This is a genomic window from Rhizobium sp. RHZ01 (genome assembly GCF_014851595.1).
Lineage (GTDB): Bacteria > Pseudomonadota > Alphaproteobacteria > Rhizobiales > Rhizobiaceae > Rhizobium > Rhizobium altiplani.
Window position 1 is genome coordinate 56,036 of the sequence record NZ_JACUZZ010000021.1, and the last position, 18,626, is coordinate 74,661.

Annotated in this window: 14 protein-coding genes; 8 read left to right on the forward strand and 6 right to left on the reverse strand. The window is 61.0% G+C overall.

Annotated features, from left to right (window positions below; genetic code table 11):
* Nucleotides 1-114 precede the first annotated feature (114 nt).
* Together IB248_RS20890 and hisN are read left to right on the forward strand one after the other, a co-directional pair.
* The gene (locus IB248_RS20890; RefSeq protein WP_018859901.1) at nucleotides 115-996 is read left to right on the forward strand and encodes an N-formylglutamate amidohydrolase; all 882 of its coding nucleotides are present in this window, start codon (nucleotides 115-117) and stop codon (nucleotides 994-996) included.
* A 242-nt stretch (nucleotides 997-1,238) separates the two neighbouring features.
* Nucleotides 1,239-2,012, forward strand: coding sequence for a histidinol-phosphatase (gene hisN / locus IB248_RS20895; protein ID WP_026372158.1), 774 nt, complete (start codon nucleotides 1,239-1,241; stop codon nucleotides 2,010-2,012).
* 42 nt (nucleotides 2,013-2,054) lie between these two features.
* Here the strand turns inward: hisN and IB248_RS20900 are convergent, their stop codons facing one another.
* A complete protein-coding gene (locus IB248_RS20900) occupies nucleotides 2,055-3,029 on the reverse strand; it encodes an alpha/beta hydrolase (protein ID WP_018859903.1) in 975 nt (324 codons plus the stop codon).
* Between the two features lie 464 nt (nucleotides 3,030-3,493).
* Here IB248_RS20900 and IB248_RS20905 point away from each other — a divergent pair, with 464 nt between their 5' ends.
* Entirely contained in the window at nucleotides 3,494-3,961 is a 468-nt protein-coding gene (locus tag IB248_RS20905) for an Hsp20 family protein (protein ID WP_018859904.1), read from the forward strand.
* A gap of 71 nt (nucleotides 3,962-4,032) precedes the next feature.
* On the opposite strand, the gene IB248_RS20910 is transcribed toward IB248_RS20905, so the two are convergent.
* A complete protein-coding gene (locus tag IB248_RS20910; protein WP_018859905.1) occupies nucleotides 4,033-5,037 on the reverse strand; it encodes a bile acid:sodium symporter family protein in 1,005 nt (334 codons plus the stop codon).
* Nucleotides 5,038-5,128: 91 nt separating this feature from the next.
* Between IB248_RS20910 and IB248_RS20915 the strand changes: the two genes are divergently transcribed.
* Nucleotides 5,129-5,986, forward strand: coding sequence for a LysR substrate-binding domain-containing protein (locus tag IB248_RS20915; protein WP_018859906.1), 858 nt, complete (start codon nucleotides 5,129-5,131; stop codon nucleotides 5,984-5,986).
* A 16-nt stretch (nucleotides 5,987-6,002) separates the two neighbouring features.
* Here the strand turns inward: IB248_RS20915 and IB248_RS20920 are convergent, their stop codons facing one another.
* Complete coding sequence (locus tag IB248_RS20920; RefSeq protein ID WP_192241588.1) at nucleotides 6,003-6,500, reverse strand: N-acetyltransferase; 498 nt, start codon at nucleotides 6,498-6,500, stop codon at nucleotides 6,003-6,005.
* A gap of 269 nt (nucleotides 6,501-6,769) precedes the next feature.
* On the opposite strand from IB248_RS20920, the gene IB248_RS32205 reads away from it, so the two are divergent.
* Nucleotides 6,770-6,898 (forward strand): hypothetical protein, encoded by a 129-nt coding sequence (locus tag IB248_RS32205; protein WP_019280707.1) that lies wholly within the window; start codon nucleotides 6,770-6,772, stop codon nucleotides 6,896-6,898.
* A gap of 10 nt (nucleotides 6,899-6,908) precedes the next feature.
* On the opposite strand, the gene IB248_RS20925 is transcribed toward IB248_RS32205, so the two are convergent.
* Entirely contained in the window at nucleotides 6,909-7,958 is a 1,050-nt protein-coding gene (locus tag IB248_RS20925) for a low specificity L-threonine aldolase (protein ID WP_169682329.1), read from the reverse strand.
* Nucleotides 7,959-8,498: 540 nt separating this feature from the next.
* On the opposite strand from IB248_RS20925, the gene gltB reads away from it, so the two are divergent.
* Together gltB and IB248_RS20935 are read left to right on the forward strand one after the other, a co-directional pair.
* Complete coding sequence (gene gltB, locus IB248_RS20930; protein ID WP_018859910.1) at nucleotides 8,499-13,220, forward strand: glutamate synthase large subunit; 4,722 nt, start codon at nucleotides 8,499-8,501, stop codon at nucleotides 13,218-13,220.
* 222 nt (nucleotides 13,221-13,442) lie between these two features.
* A complete protein-coding gene (locus tag IB248_RS20935; RefSeq protein ID WP_026372160.1) occupies nucleotides 13,443-14,897 on the forward strand; it encodes a glutamate synthase subunit beta in 1,455 nt (484 codons plus the stop codon).
* A gap of 118 nt (nucleotides 14,898-15,015) precedes the next feature.
* On the opposite strand, the gene IB248_RS20940 is transcribed toward IB248_RS20935, so the two are convergent.
* Nucleotides 15,016-16,248, reverse strand: a complete 1,233-nt coding sequence (locus IB248_RS20940) for a DUF459 domain-containing protein (protein WP_113470644.1) — start codon at nucleotides 16,246-16,248, stop codon at nucleotides 15,016-15,018.
* A gap of 61 nt (nucleotides 16,249-16,309) precedes the next feature.
* The gene (locus tag IB248_RS20945) at nucleotides 16,310-17,533 is read right to left on the reverse strand and encodes a lytic murein transglycosylase (protein WP_018859913.1); all 1,224 of its coding nucleotides are present in this window, start codon (nucleotides 17,531-17,533) and stop codon (nucleotides 16,310-16,312) included.
* 199 nt (nucleotides 17,534-17,732) lie between these two features.
* On the opposite strand from IB248_RS20945, the gene galU reads away from it, so the two are divergent.
* The gene (galU, locus tag IB248_RS20950) at nucleotides 17,733-18,620 is read left to right on the forward strand and encodes a UTP--glucose-1-phosphate uridylyltransferase GalU (protein ID WP_007797839.1); all 888 of its coding nucleotides are present in this window, start codon (nucleotides 17,733-17,735) and stop codon (nucleotides 18,618-18,620) included.
* Nucleotides 18,621-18,626 lie beyond the last annotated feature (6 nt).

Sequence of the window (18,626 nt, forward strand, 5' to 3'; positions counted from 1 at the left end):
GGTGAAGAGGCCATCCGGGCCGTCATCCCCATGAGATAGTATGGACTTGGAGTGCTGCAACTGGCAACATGGTCGAAGCAATGGCCTCCTGATGTGGTAAAGAGGGAAAAAAGGGTGCACGAAATCCCTGAATACGCACTTTTCGAGGTCCGGGAGCCTGCGTCGCACGCCATTCCATTCGTCTACAACTCGCCGCACAGCGGGCGCATCTATCCCCCCGAATTCATCGCTCAGTCCAGGCTCGAGGGCATTTCCATCCGCCGCTCCGAGGATCACTATGTCGATGAGCTGTTTGCCGATGCGAGCGCGCTTGGGGCGCCGCTCCTGCTTGCAAACTTTCCGCGCGCCTATCTCGATGTGAACCGCGAGCCCTACGAGCTCGATCCGCGCATGTTCGACGGTCTGCTGCCGCCCTACGCGAACATCAATTCACTGCGCGTGGCAGGCGGGCTCGGTACCATTCCGCGCATCGTTGCCGAGAACATGGAGATCTATGCCCGTCGGCTGTCGGTGCAGGAGGGGCTCGATCGAATCGAAGCCGTCTATAAGCCATATCACGCGGCGTTGCGGCGGCTGATCGCCCGCACGCATGTCCAGTTCGGCTTCGGCGTGCTGATCGATTGCCACTCCATGCCGGGCAACGTTCGCGTCGCCGGCACCAATGCGCGGCCGGATTTCATCATCGGCGATCGCTACGGCACCAGTGCCTCGGCCGATCTGTCGCGTGCGGCTGTCGCCATCTTGGAGGAGATGGGCTTCACGGCAATCCGCAACAAGCCATATGCCGGCGGGTTTATCACGGAGCATTATGGCCGCCCGTCGCGTGGACTGCATGCGCTGCAGATTGAAGTGAACCGCTCGATCTATGTCGACGAAGTTACGCTGGAGAAGCGCTCCGACTTCGCCTTGGTTGCCGCAGCGATCACCGCCTTCATGCGCCAGATGGCGGTCTATGTGGCGCAGTTCGCGACCGACACCGCCCTCGCTGCCGAATAGGCCTTCAAGACATCAAAAAGAGACCGCCTCGCGGCGGTCTAAGTCTAGGGAGGAAACACCCAAGGAGGGCATTTACAGTCAAAGACTGTGGGCAAAAGCTACTATTGCGGTGCACAATTGTCAATCAAAATTTTGCAGTGCAAAAATATTGTGCAGCCGGCTAAAAGCTGCCGCTCTCGTTTGCAACGGGCGGCAATTCGGCTATGAAAAGCGGCACTCGCGCGCCACCAATGGATTCCACCATGTTGCCTGATCGCTCGTTCTTCAATCGCCTGGCGGAGGCCGCCAAGGCCGAAACGCTGCCACGGTTCCGTTCCGGACTTGACGTGACCAACAAGCTATCGAGCGGCTTTGACCCCGTCACCGAAGGCGACAGGGCGGCGGAAGTCGCCATTCGGGCGCTGATCGAGGAGCATTTCCCGGATCACGGCATTCTCGGCGAAGAGCACGGCAATGTTGGCCTGGACCGCGAATATGTCTGGGTGATCGACCCGATCGACGGTACGCGCGCGTTCATCTCCGGTGTACCGGTCTGGGGAACGCTGATCGGTCTGCAGCGAAACGGCCGGGCCGTCATGGGCATGATCGACCAGCCCTTTACTGGCGAAAGCTATTTCGCAGATGCGAACGGTTCGATCTATAACGGCCCGGAAGGGGAGCGGCGGCTGCAGGTTCGCGATTGCGGCGCACTGGCGAACGCCATTCTCTTCACCACCTCGCCGCATCTGTTTGCCGGTGTCGAGATGGAGAAATACCGTGAGATCGAGAGCCAGGTGCGGCTCTTCCGCTATGGCACGGACTGCTACGCCTACGCGCTGCTGGCCGCCGGCCATGTCGATCTTGTGATCGAAAACGGCCTGAAGCCCTACGATGTCGGTGGCATCATCCCCGTCATTGAGAATGCCGGCGGAATCATCACGACCTGGGATGGCGGGCGTCCGGAAAATGGCGGCTCGATCATTGCGGCCGGCAGCCGCGCCGTCTACGAGCAGGCGATGGCGGTTCTCAATCGATAGCATCCACCGGCATTTGTCGCGGTCGCTTGGATAGAGACCGGGCTAGGTACCAAACCCTTCGACTTCCTCGACGGCCTCGGCGTCACTGCCGGGGATGAAGGCGTGAAAGGCGGCAAGCGCCGCCTTGCGGTAGACGTCGCGTTCCTGCAGCACCTCATGCCGCGCACCATTGATCGGCACGAACTGGGCGGCGCGGAAATAGCGCGAGATCCGCTCCTGCGCGATATAGGGCACGATGGCGTCGCGCGTCGGCGCGATGACGACCGTCGGGATGGTGATCGAGAACAAATGGCTCGGAGCGGTTACGCGGTCGATCGTCAGCAGCGAGTCGTACAGCCAGCGCGCTGTCGGGGGGCCGAGCGTCAGCTCCGGATGTGCGGCGGCAACAGCGACATTGCGCTCGAAACGGGTCTCGTCCGATGTCAGAGGGTTGTCGCTGAACGGCTTCTCCTTGAGCTTGCGCGTCAGCGGGAACGAGCCGAGACCGAGCGAACAGGCGATCCCGGCAAGCGCCCGGATCGTACCTTCCGATGCTGCCTGACCTGAAAGACCAATAAAGGGTGCCGTCAGCACCATGCGCTCGATACGTGTCGATAGGTACGGGGCGGCGGACATCGCGATCAGCGCTCCGGTCGAATGCGCCAGAAGAAAGAACGGCAGGCGGGTATCCGGCAGCACGATTTTCTCGAGGAACGTGTCGAGGTCGTGCTCGTAATCGACGAAGCGGCGGACATGGCCATAGGTGCGCGTCTTCAGAAGCCGGTCCGAGCCGCCCTGGCCACGCAGATCGAAGGTCGCGACCCACAGGCCCTTGGCCGTCAGGTCGCGGATCGTCTCGAAATACTTCTCGATATACTCGTTGCGGCCCTGGAGGAGGACGACCGTACCCTTCGCCACCGGCGCGTCGGAGCGGAAGACGGCATAGCGCAGCCGATGGCCGTCATGCGTTTCGAAGAAGCCTTCGGTTCGGTTCTCCGGAGCCGGATTTTCGGGGGTCGAGAAAAGAACTTGTTCCATGGCCGATCGATCGTGTGCTTCGCGGATTCGCCTATTGAGTAAAACGGATAGCTGATTGGGCTGTCAAATCAAAGAAAAGAGGCTTGGTAACAGGCGGTGAACGTAAGCTGGCCGTTTTGCCGTCACGCCATAAAAAAAGCCGGCATGCTGAACTTGAGGTTCCGCGATGCCGGCTGGAGATCGGGCTGAAGACGAAGGGACGATACACTCCAGCCATCGGGCCAGTGTCACCCGATAGGCACGATTCCTAATCCCCTGCGCATGAATGGCTTCCGAACCGGCTGTTCATGCGGGGTTCACGCTGCGTGAGTTCCCTCCCAACGCCAGGGTCTTGAACTGCGCAAAGGCCATCCCCATCTCAATCCTGCGGGTGCCAAACGGGCCTGCTAAACCGTCCCGAAGCTGCCGATCAAGGGGTTTCAGGGGCAACTATCGCAACACGTCGCTTCCTTAAGGAGGACATCATGCGTCACGTAGACTTCTCTCCCCTTTATCGTTCGACCGTCGGTTTCGACCGTCTCTTCACCATGCTCGACAGCCTCGGCCAACCTGACCAGGGCCAGACTTATCCGCCCTACAACATCGAGCGTACTGGTGAAAACACCTACCGCATCACCATGGCCGTTGCCGGTTTCGATGAGACCGAAATCTCCATCGAGGCACAGGCTCACGCTCTCACCGTCAAGGGTGAAAAGAGCGAAGACAAGGTTGATGGCAGCGAGTTCCTCTATCGCGGCATTGCCAAGCGCGCCTTCGAGCGCCGCTTCCAGCTTGCCGACCATGTCGAGGTTACCGCCGCTTCGCTGAAGAACGGTCTTCTCCACATCGACCTGCTTCGCAGCATTCCGGAAGCCATGAAGCCGCGTAAGATCGCGATTGCGGCTGAGCCGGTCAGCGCGCCGAAGGCCATCGAGGCACAGGTCACCAACTAACCCAATCGGTCCTCCCAAGACCAAGCATGCCGGCGGCGCTCGTTTGAGCGCCGCCTTTTTGTTGTCTGCCATCAAGCCGGGCTTGCCGCTTCCTCGGTTTCTTCCGTGGTGATGCGATGTGCCGTCTTTGCCGCGTACTTCTGTGCGATGACCGCGCAAACCATCAGCTGGATCTGGTGGAACAGCATCAGCGGCAGCACGATCGCGCCGATCGATTGCCCGGCAAAAATGACGCTGGCCATCGGCGCGCCGCTGGCGAGGCTCTTCTTCGATCCGCAAAAGGTGATGGTGATCTCGTCGGCCTTGTTGAAACCGAGCAGGCGGCTGCCAAACATGGTGAAACACAATACGAAGGCAAGCAGCGCCGTGTCGGCGATGATGACGGCCGCGATGTCGGTGACCGAGAACTCGTGCCACAGCCCTTCAACGATTGCCTTGCTGAAGGCGAGGTAGACGACCATCAGGATCGAGCCACGATCAACAGGCATCAGCAGCGTCTTTTTCGCGCGGATCCAGGCCCCGATCCATGGCTGCAGCACCTGGCCGACGATGAACGGCAGCAGCAGTTGCATGAGGATTTGCCCGAGCACCTCCCATGAGAAGCCGCCATGGCCGCCGACGGAAAACAGCAGTCCGACCAGCAGCGGCGTCAGGAACATGCCGAAGATGTTCGATGCCGATGCAGAGCAGATGGCGGCCGGTACGTTGCCACCTGCCATGGAGGTGAAGGCGATCGACGACTGCACCGTCGAAGGCAGTACGCAGAGATAGAGTATGCCGAGATAAAGAGGCTTCGGCAGAATCCACTCCGGCACAAAGCCAAGGCCGAGGCCAAGGATGGGAAACAGGCCAAACGTCGTCAGCAGGATCACGAGATGCAGCCGCCAGTGCAGAACGCCGGCGATAACGACGTCGCGGGACAGGCGTGCGCCATGCAGGAAGAAGAGTAGGGCCACCGCGAGGTTCGTCGCTATGCCGAAATAGCCGGCAAAGGTGCCCGTGGCCGGCAGGAATGAGGCGAGGATGACTGTGCAGACGAGCAGGATCGTAAATGTATCGGGCAAGAAGCGGCGCATGGCTTTACTCATCGGATCGGTGGATCATTTCTCTTTCTTCCATTATGATACAGGATGCAAGGAATAACAGTTATCGTATTTCTGGATCACCATGCTCGATCTTACCCAACTCCGCAGCTTTGTTGCCGTCGAACAGATGGGAAGCTTCACGCTGGCTGCCGAACGGCTCGGTCTCGGGCAGTCGACCGTCAGCCAGCACATCCAGCGGCTCGAAAGCGCGGTCGGGCGGCGATTGCTGGCGCGCGACACCCACAAGGTAGTCATGACGACAGACGGGGAAGCGTTGCTCAGCCACGCGCGGGCGATGCTGGCGATCGAAGCGCAAGTGCAATCGCAATTCAAAGGGCAAAATCTGCGCGGCAACCTGCGGCTCGGCGTCTCCGAGGATTTCGTGACCAGCCAGCTTCCGGCGGTGCTCGAGGATTTCGTTCGCTCGCACCCCTCCGTCGATCTCGAGCTGACGGTAGCCCTGTCAGGAACGCTTTACGAAATGCAGGACAACGGCGAGATCGACCTCGTGCTGGCGAAGCGCCGGTTGGGCGATGCGCGCGGACGGCTGGTCTACCGTGAGCCGCTGGTGTGGCTGGCGCGTGATCCGGAGCATGTCTTAAGCGGTGGGCCTCTGCCGCTGATCGCGTTTCCGCCGCCGAGCGTGACGCGCAGCATCGCGCTCGAAGCCCTGGGCCGAAGCCAGGTCGCCTGGCGGATCGTCTGCACCTGCGGCAGCCTCAGCGGACTGACGGCGGCCGCACGGGCCGGCATGGGCGTGCTGGTGCAGCCGCGCAGCATGGCACCTTCCGGTCTGAAGGAGATCGGGCGCGATAGGCTTCCCATCCTCGAGGAGGTGGAGTTCGTCCTTGTGCCGCGCAAGGGCGCCGACCAGGCGCTGGTGCATGCGCTGTCGGAGGACATCCTCGGCAAGGTACGTCGTCTTGGTTCCGGCGGATGAGACCTGTTAAGGCGTCTTAAGTGGCGGTGAAGGCGTTGTGATAGCAGACTTTGCCGACAGGCAGCGGGCCATCGAACCGTTGGCGCATGAAATATTCCGCCGGCACGCCCTCGAAAATCAGATTGACGTCATTCTCGAAGCCGAAGCGCTCGTAGTAGCCGGGGTCGCCGAGAACAACGCAGCCCCTGGCGCCGATACCGGTCAGCCGCGACAGGCCGTCGCGAATGAGGTTTCCACCGATGCCCTCGTTCTGGCGGTCGGGTCGCACCGAAACCGGACCAAGCCCGTACCAGCCGTAGTCGCCACCATCGATCGTGACGGGCGAGAAGGCGACATGTCCGATGACTGCGCCACCGTCGACGGCGACGAGCGAAATTTTCAACGCGTTGGCCTTGCGGAGCGCGTCGATGATTTCCGCCTCTGTCTGGCTACCGTATTCCATCGGCGCGAAGGCCGCCTTTGTAATCTGGCGGATCGTCGCGATGTCGCTCGGCTGTTCAGGACGGATTTCCATCGGCGTTCTCTAGTCGTCTTCAGGTATCAGGGCATGGCCCGTGATAGCGCGACCTCGGCATGGTGGCCAGCAGATCGGCAATCAATCATGGTCCGATCACGCAATAACGCTTCGTTGCCGCGCAATGTTCATTCGCTGCCTCGCCCAAAAGTTAATGGCCTGCTTGCCATCTTAAGGTGCCCTCAACCGTACCACTTAGGCATCTGGTTAGGTTCGGAGCCTAGGCTCGGATCACCATGGTCGATCTTCGGGGCAAGGAGAACGGACCGATGACGTATGGTGTACTCTTCGTATCCGGGCTGGTTGCCTGTGTGATGCTGATTGTCGTGGCAGGACACGACGCGAAAACGACGGATGGTGGCAAGCCGCAATCCGCCGTGACAGGCCATCAGAATTGAGGCTCAGAACTCAGTTTGCGAGGCAGTCCAGGAAACCATCGACATCTGCCTCGCTGGTCGCAAAGCTGGTGACGAGGCGGATCAGCGTCTCATCCCGGCCGACAAGCTCGGGTGTGGCCGGTGGCACCGGCCATTCATAGAACTTCGCGCCCTTTTCTTGTGCCGTTTTCGCCGCGCCTTTCGGAATGACGGCGAAGACTTCGTTGGCCGAGGTCGGCCACGCCAGCCGGGACGCGTTGCTCGCGGTGATGCCCGCGCGCAGACGATCGGACATACCGTTCGCATGGCGGGCGAGATCGAGCCAGAGATCGTGCTCGAAATAGGCATCGAACTGGGCGGCGATGAAGCGTGACTTCGAGAACAGCTGGGCGGCGCGCTTGCGGATGAACGGCATCTCCTTGGCCTGCTCCGGATTGAGGAAGACGATCGCTTCCGCGCACCAGCAACCGTTCTTCGTGCCGCCGAAGGACAGCATGTCGATGCCGCGCTTCCAGGTCATCTCGGCCGGGCTGACACCAAGGGAGACGAGGGCATTGGCAAAGCGCGCGCCGTCCATATGAAGCGGCAGCCCGTCCTTTCGGGCGATCGCAGCGATCTCGTCGATCTCCGTGAGCGAGTAGACCGTTCCGGCTTCCGTTGCCTGAGTGATCGTGACCGCCGTTGCCCGCCCGTGCTGCACTGCCGTCTGCGGGAACTCCGCGATCCTTTCCCTGAGTTTTTCCGGGTCGATCTTTCCTTCCGGGCCAGGAACGCCGAGCAGGCGGGCACCGCTGAAGAAGTCGGGTGCGCCGCATTCGTCCGCAATCACATGTGCTTCGGAATGGCAGAAGGTGATGCCGCCCGGCCGTTGGACGCTCGCGAGCGACAAGGAGTTCGCTGCTGTGCCGGTGCCGACGAAAAGAACGGCGACTTCACGCTCGAAGACTTCTGCAAAGCGGCGCTCGACACGCCGGTCGAGATCACTTGCGCCATAGGCCGCGGCAAAGCCGTCGGATTCCCTGAGCAGACGTTCGGCGATGGATCGATGGGCGCCTGCCCAGTTGTCGGATGCAAAATACATGAAAGGAGACCGCTTGGGATGTGGTGGAGGATCAGGTTCGGCGGCGACATTACGCCAACGCTCCGGCTGGTCAAAGGGGCGGCGTGAAATCCATCACAAAAATTGACGTCGGCAATCAATAAACAAAATAATGCGTAAACGTGTAATTTTATGTCTTGCCGATAGGCTATTTGAGCAATATTAAGTCGTAAACCGCCGATTTTTTGAATCTGCACTCTTGCGAAGGCCAGATGTTTCTGGCATAGATCAAGTGAATTAGGACAGTGTTGTTGTCCTATTTTGGCCGCGACGGCCGAAGAGGCGCCAAAAAACCTTACACTCGTGGGGTTTCACGCTATAGTTCTTCAAAAGCGGGTAAGAGCCCGCATGCGGAGGCGGATGGCAGGCGCAGGAGCGCACGGTTGCTTTCCCTGGAGAGCCTGCCGCCGGCGACCGGATCTTCGATAATGCAACAGCGCTGTAACGCGCCGAACCTAGGATCAGGGACGGCGCGGGACAAGAAGCCGCCCGCGGCCCCGCGGGCTCTGACAGGAGGGAAAGATGACGAAGACGCCATCCACGGGTTTTGACCAGTTCGCAGCAGCAACGACGCGCGCGACGGCCAATACGCGTAAATTCGCCTCCGGTCTGCCGCGAAAACAGGGGCTTTACGACCCACGCAACGAGCACGATGCCTGCGGCGTCGGCTTTGTCGCCCATATGAAGGGTCAGAAGTCGCACCAGATCGTCAAGGACGGTCTCTTCATTCTCGAGAACCTGACGCACCGCGGTGCCGTCGGCGCCGACCCCCTTATGGGTGATGGCGCGGGCATTCTCGTGCAGATCCCGGACCGCTTCTTCCGTGAGGAAATGGCCAAGCAGGGCATCACCCTGCCGAAGGTCGGCGAGTACGGCATGGGTCACATCTTCATGCCGCACGATGAAAAGCAGATCGCGCATTTCAAGAAGGTGATCCAGGACGTCATCACCGATGAAGGCCAGGTCTTCATCGGATTCCGCGACGTGCCCGTCGACAACTCCTCGCTGTCGAAGGCGCCCGACATCGCCGCCACCGAGCCGCATCACGTTCAGGTCTTCATCGGCGCTGGCAAGGACGCGGCGACGAACGACGAGTTCGAGCGCCGCCTGTTCACGCTCCGCAAGGTGATCTCCAACCGCATCTACGACGAGTTCGACGGCGAGGAGAGCAACTTCTACCCGGTGTCGCTGTCGTCGGCGACCGTCGTCTACAAGGGCATGTTCCTGGCCTATCAGGTCGGTGCCTACTACAAGGACCTGTCGGACCCGCGCTTCGAGTCCGCGGTTGCCCTCGTGCACCAGCGCTTCTCGACCAACACCTTCCCGTCCTGGAAGCTGGCGCACCCTTACCGCATGGTCGCCCACAACGGCGAAATCAACACGCTGCGCTCCAACGTCAACTGGATGGCGGCGCGCCAGGCATCGGTGTCTTCGCCGCTCTTCGGTGAGGATATCTCCAAGCTCTGGCCGATCTCGTATGAAGGCCAGTCGGACACTGCCTGTTTTGACAACGCGCTCGAGTTCCTCGTGCGCGGCGGCTACTCCATGGCACATGCCGTGATGATGCTGATCCCGGAAGCCTGGGCCGGCAACCAGTCGATGGCGGCCGAGCGGAAGGCATTCTACGAATACCATGCGGCCCTGATGGAGCCGTGGGACGGACCGGCTGCTGTCGCCTTCACCGATGGCAAGCAGATCGGCGCGACGCTCGACCGTAACGGTCTGCGCCCGGCCCGCTATCTCGTCACGTCAGACGACCGCGTCATCCTCGCTTCGGAAGCCGGCACGCTGCCGGTGGCTGAAGAGGATATCGTGCAGAAGTGGCGCCTGCAGCCGGGCAAGATGCTGCTGATCGACATGGAGAAGGGCCGCATCGTTTCCGACGAGGAAGTGAAGTCCGAACTCGCGACCAAGCATCCTTACCGCAACTGGCTGGATCGCACTCAGCTCATCCTCGAAGACCTGAAGCCGGTCGAGCCGCGTGCGCTGCGCCGCGACGTGTCGCTGCTCAACCGCCAGCAGGCTTTCGGCTACACGACCGAAGACACCAAGATCCTGATGTCGCCGATGGCGACCACGGGCCAGGAAGCCGTCGGCTCGATGGGCACGGACACGCCGATCTCGGCCATGTCGGAAAAGTCGAAGCTGCTCTACACCTACTTCAAGCAGAACTTCGCGCAGGTTACCAACCCGCCGATCGACCCGATCCGCGAAGAGCTCGTCATGAGCCTCGTTTCGTTCATCGGGCCGCGTCCGAACATTCTCGACCATACCGGCATGGCAAACGCCAAGCGCCTGGAAGTGCGTCAGCCGATCCTTACCAACGGCGATCTCGAAAAGATCCGTTCGATCGGTCACACGGAAGACCGCTTCGACACGAAGACGCTCGACTTCACCTATGATGTCGAGCGTGGCGCCGAAGGCATGCCTGAGATGCTCGATCGCCTCTGCGAGCGCGCGGAAGCGGCCGTCAAGGGCGGCTACAACATCATCGTTCTCTCCGACCGCCAGATCGGGCCTGATCGTATAGCGATCCCGGCACTGCTGGCGACGGCTGCCGTGCACCATCACCTGATCCGCAAGGGTCTGCGCACCTCGGTCGGCCTCGTCGTCGAGACCGGCGAGCCGCGCGAAGTGCATCACTTCTGCCTGCTCGCAGGTTACGGCGCCGAAGCGATCAACCCTTATCTTGCCTTCGACACGCTGCTCGACATGCATGCCAAGGGCGAGTTCCCGAAGGAAGTGGACGCCTCCGAAGTTGTCTACCGCTACATCAAGGCGGTCGGTAAGGGCATCCTCAAGGTCATGTCGAAGATGGGCATCTCGACCTATCAGTCCTATTGCGGCGGTCAGATCTTCGATGCGATCGGCCTGCAGCAGGAACTGGTTGACAAGTACTTCTTCGGTACCGCGACGATGATCGAAGGCGTCGATCTCACGGCGATCGCCGAAGAGACTGTTGCGCGTCACACCTCCGCCTTCGGCAAGGATCCGCTGCTCGCGACCACGCTCGATATCGGTGGCGAATATGCCTACCGCATGCGCGGTGAAAGCCATGCCTGGACTCCGGATGCGGTGGCCACACTGCAGCACGCCGTTCGCGGCAATGCCGAGGACCGCTACCGCGAGTTCGCCGAGATGGTGAACACCTCGGCCTTGCGCATGAACACCATCCGCGGCCTCTTTAACATCAAGAGCGCCGAACAGCTCGGCCGCGAGCCGGTTTCGGTCGATGAGGTCGAGCCTGCTGCCGATATCGTCAAACGTTTCTCGACGGGCGCGATGTCCTTCGGCTCGATCTCCCGCGAGGCGCACACGACGCTCGCGATCGCGATGAACAAGATCGGCGGCAAGTCAAACACCGGCGAAGGTGGCGAAGAGTCCGACCGCTACATGCCGCTGCCGGATGGTTCGTCGAACCCCGAGCGTTCGGCGATCAAGCAGATCGCGTCGGGACGTTTCGGTGTCACGACCGAATATCTCGTCAACGCGGATATGCTGCAGATCAAGGTCGCGCAGGGCGCAAAGCCCGGCGAGGGTGGCCAGCTGCCCGGCCACAAGGTCGACGCGACCGTTGCCAAGACACGTCACTCGACCCCGGGTGTCGGCCTTATCTCGCCGCCGCCGCACCATGACATCTATTCGATCGAAGATCTGGCGCAGCTGATCTACGACCTGAAGAACGTCAACCCGACGTCCGATGTCTCGGTCAAGCTCGTCTCGGAAGTCGGCGTCGGCACGGTCGCCGCCGGCGTTGCCAAGGCGCGCGCCGACCACATCACCGTCTCCGGCTTCGACGGTGGCACCGGCGCATCGCCGCTGACCTCGCTGAAGCATGCCGGTTCTCCGTGGGAAATCGGCCTTGCCGAGACGCAGCAGACGCTTGTCTTGAACGGCCTGCGTTCGCGTATCGCCCTGCAGGTCGATGGCGGTCTGAAGACCGGCCGCGACGTCATTATCGGTGCGCTTCTCGGTGCCGACGAATTCGGCTTCGCGACCGCGCCGCTCATCGCCGCCGGCTGCATCATGATGCGCAAGTGCCACCTGAACACCTGTCCTGTCGGCGTTGCCACGCAGGATCCGGTCCTGCGCAAGCGCTTCAAGGGCACGCCTGAGCACGTCGTCAACTACTTCTTCTTCGTCGCCAACGAAGTGCGCGAAATCTTGGCCTCGCTCGGCTTCACCAAGCTCGATGACATCATCGGCGCTTCGGAGCTGCTCGAGAAGGACGAGATGCTGGCGCATTGGAAGTCCAAGGGCCTCGACTTCAGCCGCATCTTCCACAAGGTCGAGGCGCCGAAGGATGCGACCTACTGGACATCACGCCAGAAGCACCCGATCGACGACGTTCTCGACCGCAAGCTGATCGCGGAGGCCGAGCCGGCACTGTCTTCGAAGACCCCTGTGTCCTTCGAGGTCGATATCAAGAACGTCGACCGTTCGGCTGGCGCGATGCTGTCCGGCGAAGTCGCCAAGCGCTACAACCACCGCGGCCTCAAGGACGACACGATCAACGTGACGCTCAAGGGCACGGCCGGCCAGTCGTTCGGCGCCTTCCTGGCACGCGGCATCACATTCAATCTGGTCGGTGACGGCAATGACTATGTCGGCAAAGGCCTCTCGGGCGGCAAGATCATCGTCCGGCCACCTGAGAATTCGAAGATCGTCGCGGAAGAGTCGATCATCGTCGGCAACACCGTTCTCTATGGTGCGACCGAAGGCGAGTGCTACTTCCGCGGTGTCGCGGGCGAGCGCTTCGCGGTCCGCAACTCGGGTGCGATCGCCATCGTCGAAGGCGTGGGCGACCACGGCTGCGAATACATGACGGGTGGTGTGGTGGTCGTTCTCGGCCAAACGGGCCGTAACTTCGCGGCCGGTATGTCCGGTGGCGTTGCCTACGTACTCGACGAGGCCGGCGATTTCGCCAAGCGCTGCAACATGGCGATGGTCGAGCTCGAGCCGGTTCCTGAGGAGGACGACATGCTGGAGAAGCTGCATCATCACGGCGGCGACCTCATGCACAAGGGACGCGTCGACGTCTCCGGTGACATGACGCGCCACGATGAGGAGCGCCTCTACCAGTTGATCTCCAACCACCTGCACTATACGGGCTCCACCCGCGCCAAGCAGATCTTGGACAACTGGGCCGACTACCGTCCGAAGTTCCGCAAGGTCATGCCGGTCGAGTACCGCCGTGCGCTTGAAGAAATGGAACGCGCCCGCATGGGAATTGCGGCCGAGTAAATACGCTTACTTCCGTTGCGCCGGCGAAGGCTGGCGCGGCGGATGACCGAAATATCTCAATGACCCACGGATCGGCAGCAGCCTCAGGCAGCGCAGACGCGTGGATAGCACTCAAGGGATATGCTGGATGACGGTCGAAAGAAGCAACTTGCCTCCACTGTCGAGGCTGACGATGGACAACTGGCCGCAGGCGAGGCGGTCATGAGTGTAAGGGACGAAAATATGGGTAAGGTCACAGGGTTTCTGGAAATCGACCGGCAGGTGGCAAAGTATCAGCCTGCCTCGGATCGCATCCGGCATTTCCGCGAATTCACGATCCCGATGTCGGACCAGGAAGTGCAGAAACAGGCAGCGCGCTGCATGGACTGTGGCATTCCCTATTGCCATGGGCCAACCGGCTGCCCTGTTCATAACCAGATCCCGGATTGGAACGACCTCGTCTACAACAACAACTGGGAAGCGGCGATCCAGAACCTGCATTCGACGAACAACTTCCCGGAGTTCACCGGCCGCGTCTGCCCGGCGCCCTGCGAGGAAGCCTGCACGCTGAACCTCGAGGACACGCCGGTTGCGATCAAGACCGTCGAACAGGCGATCGCTGACAAGGCCTACGAGCTCGGCTTCATCCGTCCGCAGCCGGCAACGGTTCACACCGGCAAGAAGGTTGCGATCGTCGGTTCCGGCCCGGCCGGCATGGCGGCTGCACAGCAGCTCGGCCGCGCAGGGCATGAGGTTCACGTGTACGAACGCGAAAGCAAGCCCGGCGGCCTGCTGCGCTACGGTATCCCTGACTTCAAGATGGAAAAGAACTTCATCGATCGCCGCGTCGAGCAGATGAAGGGCGAAGGCGTCACCTTCCACTGTGGCGTCAATGTCGGTGTCGACGTGAAGGTCGAGCAGCTGCTCGCAGACCACGATGCGGTTCTCTATTGCGGCGGTTCTGAAACGCCACGCGAAGCGGGTATCCCGGGCATCGAGCTTTCGGGCGTCCATGACGCGATGCCCTACCTCGTGCAGCAGAACAAGCGCGTCGGCCGTGAAAACATCGACAGCGTCGGCTGGGCCTCTGACCCGATCCTCGCCGGCGCCAAGCATGTCGTCGTCGTCGGCGGTGGCGATACCGCATCGGACTGCGTCGGTACGGCGTTCCGCCAGGGCGCGGTGAAGGTCACGCAGCTCGACATCCGCCCGCAGCCGCCGGAGAAGGAAGACAAGCTCGCTGTCTGGCCGTTCTGGGCAACGAAGATGCGCACGTCGTCCTCGCAAGCGGAAGGCGCAATTCGCGAGTTCCAGGTGGCAACACTCGAGTTCGTCGGTGAAGATGGCGTTCTGACCGGCGTGAAGTGCTGCGAAGTCGACGAGCGTCGCAAGCCGATCGCCGGCACCGAGTTCATCATCAAGGCCGACCTTGCTTTCATCGCGATCGGTTTCAGCGGCCCGTTCAAGGACAGCGTGCTCAAGGAACTCGACGGCAAGCTCACGCTCAACACCGACCGTCGCGGCTCGACCAACGTCGTTGCCGACGACCGCGACTACAAGACCTCGGTCGACAAGCTCTGGACGGCGGGCGACGTGCGCCGCGGTCAGTCGCTGGTGGTCTGGGCGATCCGCGAAGGCCGCCAGGCCGCCCGCGCCATCGACGAAGCCCTGATGGGCTCGACGGTTCTGCCGCGGTAAGCGACACAGTTGATGATTGGATTTTGGGCCGCTCTGAGCGGCCCTTTTTCGTTTGGTGAGCCTCGCGTTCGACTGAGATCAAGAGCGCGTTTTTGGAGCGCGGCTTCATGCAGCCGGGCTATTTGATGGTGACCTGAGCGGTGGGCTTCACAGGAGCCATGCGATAGTCATCTACGCGGCCAACAGGGGGAGCCGCCATCTCGCCATCCTGAACCAGAAGATCACGTGGCGACTTGGTGGCACTGACCGGGAGTGCCCTGCCGCCAAGAAGTTCCGCGCCGCCATCCAGGTTGGGATCAGAGAGGCTGATCGGCTCGGTGCGGCCGGGCATTGCCACAGCGTCGATCACCGGCGCATTGCCCGCGTCAAGGCGGACGAGGTCCGGGCTTGCCTGTACCCCGAGAATGCGGCGCACGGGCTTTTCGACATAGAAGGCAAGCTTGCGCCGGCCTGCTTCCGTGAGGTTGATGCCATCCGAGGTGCGTAGGCGGACCTGCTGGCCGTTGATATCCGAGCCGGTGACGATGAAGTCGCCGCCTTCGCTGACGAAACCGTCCCAGATGTCGACGAACTCGCCGCCGACGCTCTCCATCTGCTTGCGGAACAGCTGGTTAAGCTGCACGGCATCGGCGGTCATCGCAGGCGAATCGAAGGCGGGTAGTCCGACCCAGAGCAGCGGAATCTTGCGGCTGGTGACCTGCTGGCCGAAGGCCACGACGCGGCGCTGATATTCGGCATACCAACCGTCGGTCCTGAATTTCTCCTTGCCGATATCCGTCACCATCTGCTGGCGGTCATTCGCGCCGAGCATGACGATGACCATGGCGGGCTTCGCCTCGTCCATGAATTTTGTCAGCTGTTGCGGCCAGTCATAGTAGTCGTCTCGGACCAGACCCGAGGCGACGTTGCTATGTGTCTCGACCACGACGCCGGGAGAATCCTTGAAAGCAGCGTCCATGCCGACGCCAAGACCGCCGGCGAGAAAATCGCCGACGACGAGGATCTTCTGGGCGTTGGCAAGCTTCTCGACCGCCTTTTCCTCAACGACGACGGGAGCGGCGGGACGGGGAGCCGCAGCCGCCTTCGGCGACGGCGCTTTCCTTCTCGGCGCAGGCTGTCGCTGCGGCGCGTTCTGAGACGGTGCCTGTGGCGGATATTCCTGGATGTAGCGACGGCCAAAGAAAAAATCGAGAATCGAGCGGCGATAGTAATACCGCTCCTGCGCATCGGCCACGTGCACCGGCAGCGCGCTGAAGACGAGCACCAACGTTGCGGTGCCAATCGCACCCCAGCGGAGCGTTGCCCGGTGTACTCGTTTACGCATAATCAGCAGCCTCGCATCTGCCGGCATTCTCGCATGGAGCGGGAACTCGCGTCCACACTCCAAAAGTGTATGTTGCCGATTATTCCGTCTACTTGCGAAGCGCGTTCAGGAGCGGCAGCGATGGCTCACCGTCCTGCTGCATTCCGATGCGAGCCTGGACCGCGGCAATCGCGGCCTTGGATCCGCTGCCGAAGTTCCCGTCGACCTCGCCGTCGTAATAACCGAGTGTCTTCAGGCGCGTCTGCAGTTCGAACTTTTGCTTCATATCAAGCGTACCGTTCGGTCGTGGCCAGGGCTGCTTCATGCCGCCGTAGCCGGCGATCTCGTCCGCCAGCAGTCCGACCGCAATCGCGTAACTGTCCGACGCGTTGTAGTTCTTGATGGTGAAGAAATTGCTGGTCATCAGGAAGCCCGGGCCATCGGGGCCGGCCGGCATCTTGAGCACGGCCTTGCTGCCGCCATCGCGGAAGCTCTTGCCGTTCGGCCGGCTAAGGCCGAGGGAGGCCCACTGCGCCAGTGTATGCGTTTTACCGACCTGTTTTCTGGCATTCGGCGGCACGACCACTTCATAGCCCCAGGTTTTGCCAGCATCCCACCCGTTTTTCCGCAGCAGGTTGGCGGACGTGGCGAGAGCATCAGGCACGGAGTTCCAGATGTCGCGATGTCCGTTGCCGTCGGCGTCGACCGCATAGAGCAGGTAGCTTGTCGGAATGAATTGGGTGTGGCCCATGGCGCCGGCCCAGGAGCCGGTCATGCCATCGGGCGAGATATCGCCATTCTGCAGGATCTTCAGCGCCGCAATGAGTTGCTTCTTGGCGAACTTCGCGCGGCGTTCGTCGGCATAGGCGAGGGTCGCCAAGGCGCGCGGCACGTAGTGCAGGCGGTCGTCCTTGTCGAGAACTGCGCCATAATTGGATTCCATCGACCAGATGGCCAGGAGAATCGTCTTGTCCACACCGAACTGGCGTTGGACCGCATTCAGCGTCGAGGCATGTTTGGCGGCCATCTGACGGCCGATCTGCACCGTGTACGGATTTACACGGGAATCAACGTAGTCCCAGATTTTCGTTGTAAATTCAGGCTGATAGGCAGCCTTTTCCAGCACTGTCGGATCCGGATCGCTGACGCCTGAGAAGGCTTTGCGATAGGTTGCCTTGCTGATGCCATTTTGAGCGGCAGTTTGATAGAAGTCCGCGATCCACTTCTGGAACCGCTGATCTGCTTTCGCGTTGATGGGGGCCAGGCCGGCGGACGCGGTCACGATGAGTGCAATAGCAAGACCACGAAGGGAATTTCTGTGATTTTGAGTCATCGGCGGTCATCCGTCCTTTCGTTTCAGGCACAGCGGAGCGCAAATTTCCGCTCAGGCCTGAGACTACCTGAACGAAGTCAACAAATTCTTTACCATGACGTAGGAACGCAGTCACCATTTGCAAAACTGTAGCAAATCGCATCTAGTTCAATCAAAAATGCCTTTATTTCAAGCGGTGTAGTTATCGCAGGAGGATTGTGTGGCAGAGCATAAAAAAGTTCGCAAAGCTGTATTTCCGGTCGCGGGTCTCGGGACTCGCTTTCTCCCGGCCACCAAAGCCGTGCCGAAGGAAATGCTGACTGTCGTCGACAAACCGATCATTCAGTATGTGGTCGACGAAGCTTTGGAAGCGGGCATCGAGCATTTCGTTTTCGTCACAGGTCGTAACAAACACATCATCGAAGACTACTTCGATATCCATTTCGAGCTTGAGCAGACGCTGCGCGAGCGCAGCAAGCAGGCGGAAATGACGCTGCTTGCTGGCCAGCTTCCCAAGGCTGGTACGGTCAGCTTCACTCGTCAGCAGGAGCCGCTTGGCCTCGGCCATGCCGTCTGGTGTGCTCGCGAGATCGTCGGCAACGAGCCGTTTGCGCTGCTCTTGCCCGACATGATCATGAAGAGCGAAGGCAAGGGATGCATGAAGGGCATGATCGACCTTTATGCCCAGAGCGGCGGCAACATCATCGCCGTCGAGGAATGCGCCCCGGATCAAGCTCACAAGTACGGCATCGTCGGCGTCGGCGAAGCGATCGGTGATGGCTTTCGCATCACCGGCATGGTCGAGAAGCCTGCCAAGGGCACGGCACCGTCGAACTATTTCATCAACGGCCGCTATATCCTGCAGCCTGAAGTCTTCAAGATCCTGGAAACCCAGGAACGAGGCGCTGGCAACGAAATCCAGCTGACCGACGGCATGCTGAAGCTGCTGAAGGACCAGACGTTCGCGGGCTATCACTTCCGCGGCACGACCTATGACTGCGGCGCCAAAGACGGCTTCATCCTGGCCAACGTGGCCTTCGCCCTGGAACGTGCGGACATCCGCCCGACCGTCGAGGAAGGCTTCAAGGCGCTGCTGAAGGGCCTCTGAAACCAG